The 17,746-nt window shown below is 38.5% G+C and carries 9 protein-coding genes; 3 read left to right on the top strand and 6 right to left on the bottom strand.

Annotation, left to right across the window (positions count from 1 at the left end; all coding sequences use genetic code 11):
- Positions 1–2: 2 nt before the first annotated feature.
- The 3 genes from LOS73_RS13670 to LOS73_RS13680 all read right to left on the bottom strand — a co-directional run bounded on the left by LOS73_RS13670 (position 3) and on the right by LOS73_RS13680 (position 6,245).
- On the bottom strand, positions 3–1,853 hold the full coding sequence (locus LOS73_RS13670; RefSeq protein ID WP_457933847.1) for a glycoside hydrolase family 13 protein: 1,851 nt from the start codon (positions 1,851–1,853) through the stop codon (positions 3–5).
- On the bottom strand, positions 1,853–3,349 hold the full coding sequence (locus LOS73_RS13675) for a tryptophan halogenase family protein (protein ID WP_457933848.1): 1,497 nt from the start codon (positions 3,347–3,349) through the stop codon (positions 1,853–1,855). The genes LOS73_RS13670 and LOS73_RS13675 overlap by 1 nt, the downstream gene beginning before the upstream one ends.
- A gap of 109 nt (positions 3,350–3,458) precedes the next feature.
- Positions 3,459–6,245, bottom strand: a complete 2,787-nt coding sequence (locus LOS73_RS13680) for a TonB-dependent receptor (RefSeq protein WP_149606083.1) — start codon at positions 6,243–6,245, stop codon at positions 3,459–3,461.
- Between the two features lie 659 nt (positions 6,246–6,904).
- Between LOS73_RS13680 and LOS73_RS13685 the strand changes: the two genes are divergently transcribed.
- Positions 6,905–8,527, top strand: a complete 1,623-nt coding sequence (locus LOS73_RS13685) for an alpha-glucosidase family protein (RefSeq protein ID WP_033029479.1) — start codon at positions 6,905–6,907, stop codon at positions 8,525–8,527.
- A 92-nt stretch (positions 8,528–8,619) separates the two neighbouring features.
- Here LOS73_RS13685 and LOS73_RS13690 read toward each other — a convergent pair whose 3' ends face one another.
- Complete coding sequence (locus tag LOS73_RS13690) at positions 8,620–9,165, bottom strand: TIGR00645 family protein (protein WP_007375378.1); 546 nt, start codon at positions 9,163–9,165, stop codon at positions 8,620–8,622.
- Positions 9,166–9,406: 241 nt separating this feature from the next.
- On the opposite strand from LOS73_RS13690, the gene LOS73_RS13695 reads away from it, so the two are divergent.
- Positions 9,407–9,649 (top strand): hypothetical protein, encoded by a 243-nt coding sequence (locus tag LOS73_RS13695; RefSeq protein WP_007375379.1) that lies wholly within the window; start codon positions 9,407–9,409, stop codon positions 9,647–9,649.
- Between the two features lie 291 nt (positions 9,650–9,940).
- Here the strand turns inward: LOS73_RS13695 and topA are convergent, their stop codons facing one another.
- A complete protein-coding gene (topA, locus tag LOS73_RS13700; RefSeq protein WP_008134073.1) occupies positions 9,941–12,649 on the bottom strand; it encodes a type I DNA topoisomerase in 2,709 nt (902 codons plus the stop codon).
- Between the two features lie 252 nt (positions 12,650–12,901).
- The gene (locus LOS73_RS13705) at positions 12,902–16,183 is read right to left on the bottom strand and encodes an Ig-like domain-containing protein (protein WP_033029482.1); all 3,282 of its coding nucleotides are present in this window, start codon (positions 16,181–16,183) and stop codon (positions 12,902–12,904) included.
- Positions 16,184–16,375: 192 nt separating this feature from the next.
- Here LOS73_RS13705 and LOS73_RS13710 point away from each other — a divergent pair, with 192 nt between their 5' ends.
- The gene (locus LOS73_RS13710; RefSeq protein ID WP_033029520.1) at positions 16,376–17,710 is read left to right on the top strand and encodes a dicarboxylate/amino acid:cation symporter; all 1,335 of its coding nucleotides are present in this window, start codon (positions 16,376–16,378) and stop codon (positions 17,708–17,710) included.
- Positions 17,711–17,746: the final 36 nt, after the last annotated feature.

Consider the following 17,746-nt stretch of genomic DNA (forward strand, 5'->3'; position numbering starts at 1 on the left):
AACTATTGTGGGGTATTTATAACGAATACCGTTGCACTCATAGCCGGTAGAGTAACTGCACTACCCAGCATCTTTGTTTTGTGGGTGAATAAGTTTAGTGCTTTGGCATTTTTTGGTATTACTTCCTGCATATACTCAATATTCTTAGTGAGCTCTTTTGTGTTTTTATTCATAAATACCAACACAGTTTGCTCGTCGCTAATACGCGCGTAACTATACACACCTTGTTGAGGCGTAAAGTGTACAAGCTTTCCTTTATCAAGCGCAGTGCTGCCTTTTCTAAAGTTAAGCAAGGTGCTAATTGTTTTATGCATCTCTTTTTGCTGTTTTGTTAGCCCCTCGCCCGTAAAGGCGTTACGAGTTTGGCCTTTAAATCCACCTGGGAAGTCTATTCTAATATCACCATGGTCTTTACTTGGAGTGTTATCTAATAGCACTTCCGTACCGTAGTACATTTGGGCTATACCTCGTGTGGTTAAAAACAAGGTCATTGCCATTTTAGTTTTGGCTTCGTCTTGGCCAAGTTCAGTGTAAACGCGGCTCATATCGTGATTATCTGCAAATACCATAATGTTATTGGTATCAGGGTATAAAAAATCATTAGCTAACGATTCATATACTTTAACCCAACCGGTGTTCCAACTTTCATCTTCATTTAGCGCTTGAATTACCGCCTCTTGCAACGAAAAGTCCATAACGCTTGGTAGGCTTGATGTATAGCCATCTTGGTTATGCTTACCACGTTGCCAGTAAGAGGCAATAGCAGGGTTAGAGGTCCACTCTTCTCCTACAATATTAAAATCCGGATACTCTTGCATAATTGCTTTTGTCCAATCGCTCAAAAATGCTTTATCTGAGTAAGAGTAAGTATCAACGCGAATACCACTTAAATCTGCGTATTCAATCCACCAAATCGCATTTTGAATTAAATATTCGCTTAAAAGTGGTTGGCGCTGGTTTAAATCCGGCATGCTGGCTACAAACCAGCCATCGTTAAACTGGCGTTTATCGTAATCGCTTGCGTGTGGGTCTTGAATTGTTTGGCGGGCATGGCTTGTCGCATTTTTACCATTTTCAAATTCGCCATTAAAGTTGATCCAATCTTTGCTCGGTTTATCCTTCATCCATGTATGCTCAGCACCAAAGTGATTAAGCACCATATCCATTACCAAGCCTATACCCTGCTCTTTGGCCTTTACTGAGAGCGATTTATAAAGTGAATTAGAACCCATGCGTGGGTCTACGTTATAAAAATCAGTAATAGCATAACCGTGATAAGAGTAATCGGGCATGTTGTTTTCAAGTACCGGCGTTAACCATAACTGCGTTACACCTAAATCTTTTAAATATGGCAATGCATTAATAACACCTTGTATATCACCACCGTGTCGCCCTCCTTTAAATGTTGGATTTACTTCCTCCAACATACCGCTCACGGTGTCATTTTGTTTATCGCCATTTACAAAACGGTCAGGGTTAATTAAATACACAGTATCTTTACTGCTAAAACCTTCTCGCACAGCACTATTTTTTGTTCTCTCAAGTAAAGAGAAAATGAAATTATTCTTACCATTGCTATTAAATTTTAATGTGCCTGCTTGAGCTGTATCGCTAATGGCTATATGTAAAAATACGTAATTAGGGTTTTCGGTGCGCGTAATATTGGCCAGCTCAACTCCTTGATAAGGTAAAAGCTTAAATTGGGTGTTTGCAATGTTTTGTTCATGCAACATTAGCGTAATTGTATTTTTTTTCATGCCCACCCACCAATTAGCTGGTTCAACGCTAAGAGCATAAGACATGCTTGGTATAGTATATAAACAGAGTAAGAGTATTTGCTGTATAAATCGCATTATGACGCCCTTTTAATACTGGCTAAAAATTCTTTGTGGGTAGGAAGTTTTTCAACTGTCGAATTTACTAATGTTTTTAAACTAATAAACAAATCACTTAACTGCTCGTCCGTAAACGAATTAGCAATAGTGCAATAGTCATCAGGTATTAAGCCTTGTCCAATCATCACTTGCTGCCAAGCAACTTCAGCAAATAACTCGTCGTTTTCACGGACTACCTTGCCTGTGTGTTTAAATAGATTAAGTTTATGGATCAGTGAATCCGGTATATCCATTTGCATGCATTGACGCCAAAATGCGGAGTCTTCGCGCACAGTAAGTTTGTAATGCAAAATAATAAAATCGCGCATGTGCTCTATTTCTGTCACGCTTTGTTTATTAAACTCGCTTGCTAACGCATCGCTGATACCATGGTGCGGAAATAATTTAATCAGCCGCGTAACTGCGCTTTGAATTAGGTGAATGCTTGTAGATTCCAATGGCTCTAAAAAGCCATTTGATAAACCAACCGCGATTACATTTTTATGCCATTGCTTTACACGTCTACCTGTTTTGAATTTAATAAATCGAGGTTCTGTTATTGGATCTGCGGGTAAGTTATTAAGCAACAACGCCTTTGCGTCTTCATCCGATAAATAACGACTACAATAAACCAAGCCATTGCCTATTCGGCTTTGTAACGGAATTTGCCACTGCCAACCGGCACTGTGCGCAATTGATTGCGTATAAGGTTTTAATTCATCGTTTGATTTTGTTTGTACTGCAATGGCACTATCGCATGGTAAATAATGAGACCAATCTACAAATCCGGTATTGAGTGTTTTCTCAATAAGCAACGCACGCAACCCTGTGCAATCTATAAATAAATCACCGTTGATTTGCTTATTATCATCGAGTATGAGTGTTTCTACATTACCCGTTGCTAAACATTGTGTAACCTCACTAATTTTGGCATCAATGTGTTTTACACCACGCGATATTGCCAGCTTTTTTAAATATTCAGCGTAAAGTGTGGCGTCAAAATGATAAGCGTAACTTAGCCCAGGTAATTGGGTATTGGGTATTGTGTTTAAGGGAGCAAATTTATGCTGTTTAGCGGCTTGGTAATTTAACGAAAAATCCCATAAATCGTCTTCGCAACCCGTGATTCGACCTTTTAACCAAAAGTTATAAAAGTCGCAAAACGGGAAGTCTTTTCCAATCGGGCCAAACGCATGCATATAACTGTGCGTTGGTTTTTTCCAGTTTTCGAATTCAATACCGAGTTTAATTGTTGCGTTGGTTTCGTTTATAAACTCTTTTTCGTTAATGCCTAATGCGTTATTAAGTTGAATAATAGGCGGAATTGTTGCTTCTCCAACTCCCACGGTGCCAATAGATGATGACTCTATCAATGTGATATTAATTACTTTACCTAACACTTTATTAAGCAGTGCTGCAGTTATCCAACCTGCGGTACCACCGCCTGCGATCACGACGTGTTTTATTGATTTCATCTTATTATCCACGTTTTATTAAATCAAAGTATGATTAAAAAGTTAGGTAAAGTAGCTATAAAAAAGCCCTTGTAAAATAAATCACAAGGGCTTCTACACACAATTTTTATTATAGCTTGTAGCTAAAGCCTAACAAGTAAGTGCGACCGTAATCTTGGTAGTCACGTACTTGTAAATTGTTATCACCCGAAAGCGAAGTAAATGGCTCTTCGGTTAAGTTTTGAATTTGGAATGTAACAGATAACCCTTCCAGACCTTGTAAGCCAGATTCAGCAAAATCATATCCAGTTTGAATATCCCAAATTGTTTCGCCTTTAATATCTACTTGCGTAGCCGCAAGTCCTAAGCCGTTAACATTACCTTTAAAGTCAGAGCGTTTACGCATACTTGTACGCGCTTGAAAGCCATTTCTTTCGTAATAAAAAGTTAAGCTATCGATCTTCTCTGATAAACCTGGCAGTTCATATTCATTCCCATTTTGATCTTCAATATCTTGCTCTACACCAGTATGGCTGGCAATTAAGCCAAAGCCTTCCAGTGATGAACTAAATATACTCAATGGTAAAGAAAGAGATAGCTCGTAACCCCAAAGGTCACCTCCGCCACCATTTACTTTGCCTGAGCCAGAACCTTGGCTATTTGCTGGTATTTCACCTGTTGATGGATTAGCGACACCAGTCATATCTATTGCGTAGTTACCGTCAAAAATCCAAGTAGAAATATCTTTATAGAAATACGCTGCTGCAAAATAACCTTCTTCATGAAAATAGTTTTCATAGCTTAAATCAAAACCAGTGGCTTCTTTAGGCTCAAGCTGCGGATTACCACCAGATACACTCCAGTTATTACCGTTAGAGTCTTGAGTTGGGCTATATGTTGCATTTACAGAAGCGTTCATTTCATCTAAACGAGCACGTGAAATAGTTTTAGCTGCACCAAAACGAACCGTTTGTTCTTCATCTATTGCAAATGATAAGTTTAAGCTAGGTAATACATGCGAGTAATCATGGCTAATGTCTGTTGGAGATACAACAACTAAACCGTTTTCGGTCGTCGCAGCAGAACCTTGTGATGATTGTTCCGTTTTAACATAACGCACACCAACGTTACCTGAAACAGGAATTGAACCTAGTTCAGTATTAATATCTGCTTGCAAAAATAAAGCTGTAACTTGTTCTTGTACTGTCCAAGACTGCGTTTTATGTTTTTGATCTGTTAAGCTCTCTTGTAGGAGATTGTAGTAACCGTCATTAACCAGACCATTAGTGTCATAAGCAATCATATTACCCATACCAATAAAGTCTAAACTTGCAGTGCCCAAACGGTATTTTTCAGGTACTGAGACCATTCCTGGGTTATCAAGTGAAAAATCTTTCAAAGTCATAAAATAACCTTCTGACTTTTTAGTTTTTTCACGGTCACGGTACGAAATACCAAATTTAATAGCGCTTATGTAGTCATTTTCAAGCACTTTGCTAGCAGCTAACTTTAATGTTTGAAGCTCATCATTAATTTCTGGTGCGTTGATGAAGCCATCTTGTGCTGTATTTTGGTAAGGCGTATCATTTAGGCCGTATTTATCATTTAACGCAGAGCTTGCGCCCCAAGATAACGGTCCACCTAGTTGAATTAAGTTATAGTCACTGTAATCAAGTTCATGGGTAAATTGCGCGCCCGTGTTGCCACCATTAAAGGTATAACCTAAGTTATCAGCAACACCATTACTGTCTCCGCGACCAGTTCCTGAGTAGCTTTCTATACTCCAAAGCTGACGTTCTACTTCAGATACACTTGCATCAAACTCTACAGACCATGCATCATTAATATCGTATTTTGTATTAAAACCGAATTGCTTTAGTTCAGCATTACGTTCTTCATAATCATTTCGAACAACAACACGCTGGCCTTGTTGCAGCTTAGCGCTAGTAATAAAACCAGAGTCTTCGTCTACAATAACACTGTTTGGATCTATACTACCTTGACCCCATGCAAATGGAATTTCAATACCGCGTAAAATTCTTTCGTCAGAAAAATCAACATATAATGCATCGAATGTCATATTCAAGCGATCATTCGGAGATGCTTCTATAACCAGCATTGCTGAGTCACGATCTAATGTAGATGAACGGACATAAGGTTTTGCACCACCTAAAATTGAATAATCTTTACCATTATTTGTGAATTCTGGATACCCCCACGAATTCCAACGCTTTTCTTGGTTTGGAGAACTCATTTTGTTATACGCGAATGCCACACCAATAGTGTCATCTGCAAATTGGTCAATATACGAAAAAGTACCGCGGAAACCTTGGTTATCGCCATCTGGGTTTAACTTGTCAAAGCTTGTTTTTTCAAGCTGACCATTAAACATAACAACACGTTCACCTTTACTTAAAGGCTTAACCGTTTGCATGTCAATGACACCAGCAATACCTTCGGCTTCAATACTGGCATTAGGTGTTTTATAAACAGTAACACCGCTCATTATTTCAGATGGGTAAAGATCAAACTCTACGCCTCGGTTGTCACCAATAGACACTTGCTCACGGCCATTAAAAGTGGTCGCACTTTCATCTTCACTGAAACCACGAACACTCACACGACTTGCTCGGCCATCTAAACGTTGTGCAGTTAAACCTGGTAAACGTGCAATAGACTCAGCAATAGACGAATCAGGTAATTTACCTATATCTTCTGCAGAAATAGATTCTACAACCTGTGTAGAAAAGCGTTTAGTGTTTATAGATTCAATTAAGCTGCCACGAAAGCCTTTAACCTCGATAACCTCTACGTCATCTTTTTTTATTGTATTTTCTTGAGCAGCTAGTGTTGCAAAGCTTGATAAGCCTGCAGCTGTTAATGCCAAAGTTAATATACTTGGTTTGAACATAGACATAATGTTTCCCGTTACCCATATTGTGATACCCGCATTCATTGTTTGAGTGATAGTCAAACAGGCGAGCTAATTTTGTTGTCAGGATGAATATTAACGCCAGCTTTATTTTATTAACAACTTTATGCATACGTATTCAACCGTTACAGAAGGATTTAACATTAACATGAACTTGAAAAAACAAAGACTAACCAATTGATTTAATTATATATAAAAACAAATAAATTCAATTGTAAAACATTGCTCGTTAAATTCACTCTATTAACAGTTAATAGCTCACTGACCTTGATGTAAACAAAGTGAAACTAATTAGTACCGCTATGGAAAATAAGAACTATTAAGCATCAACCAAGTGTTGAATTGGTCAGACCATTAAAGGTGAAACATAAAATATATTTCCCTTATAGGACAAGCTATTAGGTTTAGTTCGAGTAAGAAAATAGCTAAATTATATAATTGGTAAACAAAAAACACACAAATCGAACATTTTTAATGATGCCTAAGTACTTATTTTTGATAATTTAATTGTATTAATTTTAGTGCATACGTATGCAGGCTTTTTACAGTGTTCAAGGCTTCACGTATGCTTTTTCAAATAACGTGATTAATCTTAATCACAAATAAGAATAGTCTAAATACTGTGTGGAATGACGGAGAAAAGCATGACCCAAAAGCAGTGGTATAAAGGTGCGGTTATTTATCAGGTTTATCCGCGTAGCTTTCAAGATAGCAACAACGATGGTATTGGTGATTTAAAAGGAATTATTAATCGTATTGATTACATTAAAAGCTTAGGCGTTGATGCTATTTGGATTTCACCTTTTTTCAAATCGCCAATGAAAGACTTTGGCTACGATATTAGTGACTACCGCGACATTGACCCGCTTTTTGGTGATTTAAACGATTTTGATGAGCTAATAAGCCAAGCCCATGAGCGTGATATTAAAATAATTATTGATCAGGTATTAAGTCACACCTCCGATCAACATCAGTGGTTTTTAGATAGCCGCGATAATTTAATAAACGATAAAGCCGACTGGTATGTTTGGGCCGATGCAAAAGAAGATGGTACAGCGCCAAATAACTGGCTTTCTATTTTTGGTGGTGGGGCTTGGCAGTGGGAACCTCGTCGCGGGCAATACTACTTGCATAATTTTTTAACCGAACAACCGGATCTTAACTTTCATAATCCAGATGTAAGAAAAGCAGTGCTTGATAATGTAGAGTTTTGGCTTAAAAAAGGCGTTGATGGTTTTAGACTCGATGCTATTAATTTTTGTTATCACGATGCACGACTACGCGATAATCCAGCTAAACCAAAAGATAAGCGTCAAGGCCGTGGTTTTAGTGAAGATAATCCGTATGCGTTTCAGTACCATTATTACAACAATACTCAGCCAGAAAACATTGAGTTTATGCAAGATATTCGTGCATTACTTAATAAATACCCAGGTACTGTATCACTTGGGGAAATATCGTCAGAAGATTCGTTAGCAACTATGGCAGAATATACTCAAGGCGGCGACAAACTGCATATGGGTTATAGTTTTGAGCTTTTAACAAATGATTACTCAAGTGAATATATTAGAACTACGGTTCAAACCCTAGAACAACATATGCTTGAGGGCTGGCCATGCTGGGCATTTAGCAATCATGACGTAGAGCGCGTAGCAAGCCGCTGGAGCGAAAACGGTAAAATCAACTCTCAGCAATGTAAAATGTTAACCGCCCTACTTGCTTCTCTTCGCGGCAGCGTGTGTATGTACCAAGGTGAAGAATTAGGGTTAGGTGAAGCAAGTGTTGCCTTTGAAGACTTACAAGACCCGTATGGCATAACGTTTTGGCCTAACTTTAAAGGGCGTGATGGCTGTAGAACGCCAATGCCTTGGGAGCAAACTGGATCGCAGCACGCTGGGTTTAGTGAAGCCAAGCCTTGGCTCCCAGTAGATGATGCACACAAAAAACAATCAGTTGCGATGCAAACAAATGATAACAACTCAATTTTAAATGCCTACCGTGAATTTATGACCTGGCGAAAAAAGCAAACGGTTTTGCTTGAGGGTGATATTGAGTTTATTGAAACGCCTGAGCCTGTGCTTGCTTTTTATAGAACCCTTGGAACGCAAAGAATGCTTTGCATGTTTAATCTAAGCTTTCAACAAGCAAGTATTGATATGCCAACATCAATCGTTAAAGAATACACTGAGCTTAGCCATCACAGCGCAAAATTAAGCCAAGATACACTAACGCTTGAGCCTTACGCTTGCTTTTATGCAGAGTGTTAATGACATCAATAATTACACTTAATGTTACAGCTAAGCTCTAAACATAAAAAGCCCAAGTAAATTACTTGGGCTTTTTTGTACATTTAATTTTTCTAATGACTTTGGGTTTTACTGTTTAAGTAATCAGTTAGCGCAAATAGAACACCAGACATAACAAACGTAACATGAATAATCACCTTCCACAGTAATTCATCGTTTGGGTATGCACCTGAGTTAATAAATACTTTTAATAATTCAACAGCTGAAATAGCCACGATTGCGCTTATTAGTTTCATTTTTAGCCCTGAAAAACCGACTTTCCCCATCCAAGATGGTCTGTCTTCATGATTATCAATATCAAGCTTTGAAACAAAGTTTTCGTAACCGCTGAATGTAATGATTAGTAATAGCCCTGCTAATAGTGCGGTATCGACTAAGGTTAAAATGCCAACAAGTAATTCTTGATTAGTTGCTGAAAACGTCGCAATACCCATTAAATAAAGCTGTTTAAAAAATTTTATTAGTAACAATACAACTGCAAAGAGTAAACCAACAAAAAATGGGGCCAGAAGCCAACGTCCTTTAAAGATAAAAGATTCTAACGCATGCTCTAATTTATTCGCTTGGCGTGGCTTTTTTTGAGGTGTATGTGATGACATTTTTTGGTCTTTTAATTTAAAAAAGCGACCTTAGCTTATAACTCACAACAACACAATGATGTGAAAATACCGATAGATGAATTACTCATCTTCACGATAAAAATATTTCGTTATCTTTTATCTCAATTTCGTTTAAAAATCAGCATACCAACAGAATTGTTCTGTACTGGGCACTATTGTTTTACGCTTCAACTTAAATAGCGTAATTCAGTCGTCACACCATTTTTTTAGGAATAAACGAATGAACAAAGCATTGCTAGCATTAATCGTAGCACCTTTATTTGCAGTATCTGCAACTTACGCAGTAGCAGACGATGCGACAAACGCCTCAGCCGAAACAATAAAAGAATACACAGAAATGTGTGTTAACTGGGCTAAAGATGACGACGTAAGTAATGAAGATCTAAATGCATACGTATTAAAGTGTGTAAATGATGAACTTGAATCAGAAGGATACAAGAAAATATCTTCTGTAAAAATTTAATAATATTCATACCAATCTGCTTGTATATGTGGTCTATTTAACGATAAGAAAATCGCGCTAGAACTAAGCAAAAATTTTGTATCTAGTTGTTCTAAATAAAAATTTTTAACAACGTTGTAGAGTGATTTAATTCGATAAATTGTTCAAATATTTATGCAGGTTGGTATTATATGTGCGGCTAACAAAGCCATTGCGAAGTACATATAAATAGATAAAAAAAACCGGAATCGACACAAGCTGTGCGTTCCGGTTTTTTTAGCTTTTAAAAGCGATGAATAAGCGATTATTTACTTATTCAGCCTCTTTTTTTGCTTTTGGCTTAGCCTTTGCTTTAGCAGGGGCTTTTTTAGCCGCTGGTTTCTTTTTAGGTGCTGCTTTTTTCTTCGCTTCTTCTGTCCATTTACCCGCTTCATAATGAGCAGTCCAGCCGGTAGCTTTACCGTCAACTTCAGTCATAACATACTGAGATTTATTTTTACGGCTATAGCGTACAACAGCAAGATTACCATCAGGATCTTTAGCTGGTGCATCTGCTAAATAATAAAACTTAGGCGAAATGCGGTCTCTAAAGCGTTTTAACTCTTCTACCTTAGGTGCACGTGTTTCACGTGACTTAGGAAAAGTATTTGCGGCTAAAAAGATACCCGCAGCGCCATCACGTAAAACAAAATACGCATCTGATTTTTCACATTCTAATTCAGTAATGTGAACAGGATCTTCTTTTGGCGGCGCTGCTTCGCCATTTTTAAGTAGCTTACGAGTATTTTTACATTCTTCGTTATTACAGCCAAAGTACTTACCAAAGCGACCCGATTTAAGCTCCATGTCCGAACCACATTTATCACATTCGATAATTGGTCCATCATAGCCTTTAATTTTAAAGGTACCTTCCTCAACTACATGGCCTTTACATGCGGGGTTATTACCACACACGTGCAATTTACGAGTTTCGTCAATTAGGTATGAGTCCATTGCTGTTTCACAAATTGGACAACGCTTCATTTGCATTAACTTTTCAGTTTCTACATCTTCAACATCTGCAGCTACAGCTTCATCACCCGATACCAAGTTCATCGTTGTAGTACAACGCTCTTTTGGTGGAAGGCTATAACCAGTACACCCTAAGAAAACACCGGTTGAGGCCGTGCGTATACCCATTTTTCTGCTACACGTAGGGCATTCAATATCTGTTTCAACCATCTCGTTAAGACGCATACCACCTTGTTCTGGCTCATCTTTGGCGACAGTTAGTTGCGTTGAAAAATCAGCATAGAATTTATCAAGTACTTCAGTCCAAACGCGCTCGCCTTCCGCGATATCATCTAGCCGACCTTCCATTTTAGCGGTAAAGTCAAAATTCATTAAATCTGTAAAGTTTTCAACTAAACGATCGGTAACAATTTCACCCATTTTTTCAGCGAAGAAACGGCGATTTTCAACACGTACATAACCACGGTCTTGAATCGTTGAAATAATAGATGCGTACGTAGAAGGACGACCGATACCTCGTTTTTCAAGCTCTTTAACCAAACTCGCTTCACTAAAACGCGCAGGCGGCTTGGTAAAATGTTGCTTAGGATCAAGTTCAACAAGAGTCAGTGTTTCACCTAATGTAACCGGTGGTAATGATTGATCTTCTTCATTCTTTTTGCGAATTGCAGGTTGTACTTTAGTCCAACCATCAAAGCGTAATACGCGACCCTTTGCTTTGAGCTGAAAATCGTTTGCTGCAACAGTCAAAGTAGTTAGATCATATTCTGCAGGCACCATTTGACATGCAACAAATTGACGCCAAATAAGCTCGTATAATTTTTTAGCATCAGCGTCAACGCCTTCAATGTGACCAGAAAGCACTGTTACACTTGATGGACGAATAGCCTCATGCGCTTCTTGTGCATTGCCTTTAGAACTGTAGTTAATTGGATCTTTTGGTAAATATTTTTCACCAAATTGCTCAGTTACATATTCACGACACATAGCAACTGCATCTTTTGACAGATTAGTGGAATCGGTACGCATATACGTAATGTAACCACCTTCATACAAACGCTGAGCAAGCATCATGGTCTTTTTAACGCCATAACCTAAACGTGTACTTGCCGCTTGTTGCATTGTTGAAGTAATTAAAGGCGCACTTGGACGACTCTTACTTGGTTTTTCTTCAACATTAACAACTTTATATTCGGCATTCTCAAGGCTTTTAACTGCTGCGCTAGCCTGAGCTTCATTTACTGGCTTAAATGGCTTGTCGTCTTGTTTGGTTACTTCTAAACGTAACTCTGACTCTGTGTTTTTAACATCAGCATGAATATCCCAAAACTCTTCTGGTATAAATGCCTTAATTTCACGTTCACGTTCAACCAATAAACGCACTGCAACTGACTGAACTCGACCTGCAGAAAGTCCGCGAGCGACTTTTGCCCACAGTAATGGCGACACCATAAAGCCAACAACGCGATCTAAGAAGCGTCGCGTTTGCTGAGCAAAAACCATATCGGTATTTAACTCACCCGGCGTTTCGAACGCTTGTTGAATAGCATTTTTAGTAATTTCGTTAAAAACTACGCGTTTATACTTTTCAGGCTCTCCACCAATGATTTCTTGAAGGTGCCAAGCAATCGCTTCCCCTTCTCTATCCAAATCCGTTGCGAGATATATTTGATCTGCATTTTCTGCCAGTTTTTGTAATTCTTGGACAACTTTTTCTTTACCCGGCAATATTTCGTAATGCGGTTCCCAGCCTTGTTCAGGGTCAATTCCCATACGTGCGACTAAGTTGGTATAATCTCGTTGTTTTTTATACGCTGCTTTTTCTTCAGGTGGCAATTTACGAACTTCTGCTGGCGTTTTAGTTGCCGGCACTTTAGCTTTGCTCGAACCCGAAGTAGGTAAATCTCGTACATGTCCAATACTAGACTTTACGATGAAATCATTACCTAAATATTTATTAATTGTTTTAGCCTTAGCAGGTGACTCTACAATTACTAGCGATTTGCCCATAGTTGCCTATTTCTAACCAAATATTAAAAATGTGTTTACCGCTCTAAGCGGCGCGAATATTTATAGGTATATCTACAAACACTAGTTGTTACAAGCTTTTAATACAAACTTTTCAGTATTTACTGAATAAACGAACAATTTCTGTTGCTAATTTAAACAAACAGGTGTTTTTAGAATAATTGTTGTGGAATATATAGAACACAAACAAAAATGCCAACCTAAAGGTTGGCATTTTTTTGAAACATCATAAAATTATAGCTTAGCGTCGTCAGTAACTGCAATTGAAGTTGACGAAATAAGACCCGATGTAGCTTCAACACTAATTGTTAAAAAACCATCAGTTATATCATTTCTTCCATCGGCTGGCTCTCTTGTTATACCAAAGGAAATACCTACAGGCACAAAACTTGTTGTATTAGGAAAGATATAACTGTTAGTGCCCGTTAGAATACCATTTTCAGAGGCGATACTTACCTCACTCCCAACGGGTAAAGGGTTATTATAGGCATCAGCTATGAACACGGTTAATCCAACACTATTAGTTCCTGTCGCTTCTGTTAAGTCTATTGAATCAACTCCACACATTAGCTGGCCTGTTGAACTACGCACTAAAGGCCCTGTAGGGTCACTATTTACACGCACCTCAGTCGCTGTTACGCCTGTAATAGCAGCACAATCATTGGCATAAGTTATTAACCTAAAGAAAGCAGCATCACCAGACATTACAATTTCTTGGTTTTGAAATACGTTAACCATTTGGCGGCTGCATATACCAGCAGTTTCGTCTTCTTGACGGCATAGTAAACCATTGTACAAACCGTTCTCTGTAGTCCAAGAACCATTACCATCAAAATCTACAAACTCTTCAAACTCATCGCCTGTTGAGTTATCACGTGAACAAGGATCCGTTCCATCGTTACAGTCTTTACCGCCAAAAGTGCCATCTTCATTGTTATCAATAAAAGCTTCTGGAATATCAAATAAATCATCAAAGAAGTCTTCGCTATCAAAGTAACCATTACCATTTAAGTCTGAAAAAGTCTCTTCACCAATAGCATATGCATGAACGGTTGCACGCCCCCCTAATGGTAAATCTAATGTTAGATCATTATTTAAAATACCTAATGGACACGGTAATCCACCATCACATTTTTGAGCAATTGTATTTTCGTACATTGAATCGGTAAACGGGCGTGGATTACTACTAGTCCAAGTAACACTACAAACGCCATTCGTAGTCGTACAGCTTGGTTCGATAACACCACCTTCAGTAATAAAACTTACAGCAGTGCCATCTGGTACCGGGTTATTAAAATGATCGGCTAAGCGCGCATTAACAGATACTAAAGTCCCATCAACATTTAAACCATGCGTATTAAACTCTGAGCGAGATAGTGAAAAGCTATTTTGATCAGCAATCCCTGTGCTTATAACTAAAATATCCGAAGGCGCTGTTACAACCACAGTTTCGCCACCAACATCATCTTTACTTGAAGCAATAACACGCACAGGCGTCGCAACTGCACCAGACTGAACTGTAGTCTGTATCTCACCAGCACTATTGGTGATAGCCGAAGCGGTACTAAGCGTAATTCCACCTACTGAAGTGGATAATGTAAAGTCGACAGTTCTAGAAGCTAGTGCATTACCGTTAGAATCAATTAGTTTAAATCTAACTTCTGAAATTTCACTTCTGTTAGCTCCACCTGTACCTTTTAATGAAATGACAGGTTGTGTTACTTCAATAAATTGGATGAAGCCAATATCAGCTGGAGATACATTAATCGTTGCCGTACCTGATACAGTATCACCACCAGTAACAACTGTTGCAGTAATAATATCGCCGCCAACACACGTTAAAGGTCGGTAAGTTGAACGAGCGAAACCACCAATGCTGGTAACAGCTTCATCCATCACAGCTAAACCACTTGCAACACAGCCTGATGAAAATTCTACATTTAATGGGGTTGTATAGGCTTCACCATCTTTAGTAATTTCAATAGAAATTAGTGCTGTAGCACCTGCGGCTAGAAATTCATCATCAGCTAAAGAGCTTGTTATAGTAATATCAATATCTACAGCAGCTATCTGAAATGCTTTGGTAATGCTGCTCCCCAATACTGAAACAGTTATTTCTCCAGCCCCTACATCTCTGCCGGGGATAATATCAAGTATTGCAATACCATTTACATCGGTGATTGCGGTGCCCGTTGTAGGTGAAATAGAGCCAATCGTTGTTGTTGCCGTAACGAGAGTTTGAGTTAGTGGTATGGTTGAATCCTTTTTATTAACTTTAATATAAAGGATGCCAATTGAATCACCAGAAATACCGGCAGTCTCTTCACATAAACTCACATCCTTCGTCGTTTTGAAGTCAGGTGGGCAGTTTTGGAATATTGTAAATGCTATATCGGCACTGCTTTGATTTGGATCAATCGCATCCCCACTGGTATAAAAGCCCAATGTAGATTCAACCGCTTCAAACTGAGCGGTAACAATACCAGCCCCTTCAATTGTTCCTGATGTCAAATTGAGCGTAGCTATGCCCTTTGAGTCAGTCAGTGCAGTCCCTGAACTGGGCAATAAACTACCAAGCGATGAGTTAAAGGTAACAACTTCTCCAACCGCCGGTTGACTATCAGAATCTAGAACAAGCGCCTTAATTAAACCACTTTCACTTGCACTAATCTGGCTCGTTTGTGCCAGCGTTGTCGCCGAAAGTAAGCTTAAATCAATCGTAAAATCTTCCGACAATCCCAGCACAGGAGCGTCGCCTGCTGTAGTGTAAGTATAAGCATTAGAGTTTATACTACTGCCATCTTCAGTAATATAAGTAGCTGAAACAGTTCCTGCACCAGCTTCAGTGCCAGCAAGTATATCTATTTTAGCAATGCCTTCATTATTGGTCATTGCTGTTCCATTAGACGGATTTATTGTTCCAAAGCCTGATAGATTAAATTGTATGAGCTGAAAAGCAGCTGGTTCACCATCTAACAGAAGTATTGCTTGTGCAATTGCGGGCGTTAAAAAATTTACATTTCTGGCCTCTCCTCCATTTAATGTTTGTAAATTAACGGCCAGCTCTACTTTAGGTATAACTTCAGTTTGAGTCTGAAAATCAAAAACGTCTGTATACGATGCGCCATCAATAGTATACGTCGCAGTAACTTCTCCCGCGCCTGTAATTGTTCCCGCAGAAAGTTCAACAGTGGCAATACCGTCACTTTGGGTTAATGCCGACTCTGGAGTAAGTTCACCCACACCATCAGCTAAACTGAACGTTATGCGTCTTCCTGCAACTGGGGTATCATTTTGTTTAAGTGTTACACGTAAATCTATTGGCGCGTCAGCAGTTACTGCATTTGATTCAGAGTCACTAGTTTGAGAATACCCTTGAAGGGTTACTGTATAAACAGTTGTGTCGGTGTCAGTATCACCACCCACTGTGCCATCTTTTTCAAGCGTTCCACCTCCGCCACAAGCCATGAGTAAAAAGCTAAGTAACATAATACTGAGCAATCGCGTTAAAGGCATTGACCTCTCCCTAGTGTTGTTATTATTAACTAAACGTTATTTACCTAATATTAACCTATAACCTAGTTTAAAATCACAGTTTTTTATTACTTTTTTGTATAAAATAATTTTCAATAAATACTAACTTTTTCTGTATAAATATTTATAGACTGGTAGTCTATGACAAAATTTATTAAAAGTAGATTAGGGTATATGTCAAAAATCCGTTCAATGAGTTTAACCACTCGCATCATGATAGGTATGGGGTTAGGGGTTATAGTAGGCTTTATATTTCAGGCTATTTTAGCTGGTGAAGACGATTATCTAATACCACTTGGGTTATTCTCTTTGCCAATTAAAGCATTTTTTGTCGATGGCCTTTTTCATGTGGGTGGGCAAATATTCATCGCTAGCTTAAAAATGTTAGTTGTTCCGCTCGTTTTTGTTTCACTTGTCTGTGGAACCTGCAGCCTTAGCGATCCAAAAAAACTGGGACGCTTAGGTGGCAAATCTATTAGTTTATATTTACTAACTACAGCTATAGCTATTACAGTAGCAATCTCCCTAGCCTTATTATTTAATCCCGGGGAAGGAATTGGCTTACCTTCTCAAGCGAGTTACGATGCAAAAGAAGCACCTACTCTAGCTAGAGTTATTATAGACATGTTCCCAACAAATCCATTTGAAGCAATGGCTAAAGGCAACATGCTACAAGTCATTGTATTTGCATTACTATTTGGCATTGCTATGGCACTAAGTGGTAAAGCAGGCAAACGCGTTGCTGATGTATTTGAAGACTTAAACACAGTTATTTTAAAATTAGTTACTTTATTAATGAACATTGCACCATATGGCGTGTTCTTTTTAATGGCAAAGCTGTTCACTACAATAGAGCTCAATTTAATTGTGAGCCTAGCTAAATATTTTGGCGTTGTTGTTTTGGCCCTGCTATTACATGCGCTTGTAAATTACACATTACTATTAAAAATACTAACGGGCTTAAACCCGCGTATTTTCTTAGCTAAAATGAAGCACACCTGTTTATTTGCATTTAGTACATCAAGCTCTAGCGCAACCATGCCTATTACACTTGAAACTGCGACTAAAAAGTTAGGTGCAAGCAACTCAGTTGCCTCATTTACTATACCCCTAGGTGCAACCATTAATATGGATGGTACAGCGATTATGCAAGGCGTCGCAACCGTATTTATTGCACAAGTGTTTAGTGTTGATTTAACGATTTCTGACTATTTAATGGTCATATTAACAGCTACGCTCGCATCTGTAGGCACAGCCGGTGTTCCTGGTGTTGGCTTAATAATGTTGGCAATGGTACTTAACCAAGTTGGCTTACCTGTAGAAGGGATTGCTATTATAATTGGCGTAGATAGATTGCTAGATATGACCCGTACTGCGGTAAATGTTACTGGTGACTGTATGGTTACCTGTGTTGTTGCCAAGTCTGAAGGTGAACTTGATGAAAGCGTATTCAATGACCCTAACGCAGCTAAAGATTTAGAAGATTATCATAAGTCTATTGATTCATAATCTATGACTATTGAGTTATAAAAAACCTTGATGTTT

The sequence above is a fragment of the Pseudoalteromonas sp. SCSIO 43210 genome (assembly GCF_054133285.1).

Coding starts and splice junctions, on each gene's coding strand:
- LOS73_RS13670 (WP_457933847.1), bottom strand. CDS start 1,853: ATGCGATTTATACAGCAAATACTCTTACTCTGTTTATATACTATACCA.
- LOS73_RS13675 (WP_457933848.1), bottom strand. CDS start 3,349: ATGAAATCAATAAAACACGTCGTGATCGCAGGCGGTGGTACCGCAGGT.
- LOS73_RS13680 (WP_149606083.1), bottom strand. CDS start 6,245: ATGTCTATGTTCAAACCAAGTATATTAACTTTGGCATTAACAGCTGCA.
- LOS73_RS13685 (WP_033029479.1), top strand. CDS start 6,905: ATGACCCAAAAGCAGTGGTATAAAGGTGCGGTTATTTATCAGGTTTAT.
- LOS73_RS13690 (WP_007375378.1), bottom strand. CDS start 9,165: ATGTCATCACATACACCTCAAAAAAAGCCACGCCAAGCGAATAAATTA.
- LOS73_RS13695 (WP_007375379.1), top strand. CDS start 9,407: ATGAACAAAGCATTGCTAGCATTAATCGTAGCACCTTTATTTGCAGTA.
- topA (WP_008134073.1), bottom strand. CDS start 12,649: ATGGGCAAATCGCTAGTAATTGTAGAGTCACCTGCTAAGGCTAAAACA.
- LOS73_RS13705 (WP_033029482.1), bottom strand. CDS start 16,183: ATGCCTTTAACGCGATTGCTCAGTATTATGTTACTTAGCTTTTTACTC.
- LOS73_RS13710 (WP_033029520.1), top strand. CDS start 16,376: ATGTCAAAAATCCGTTCAATGAGTTTAACCACTCGCATCATGATAGGT.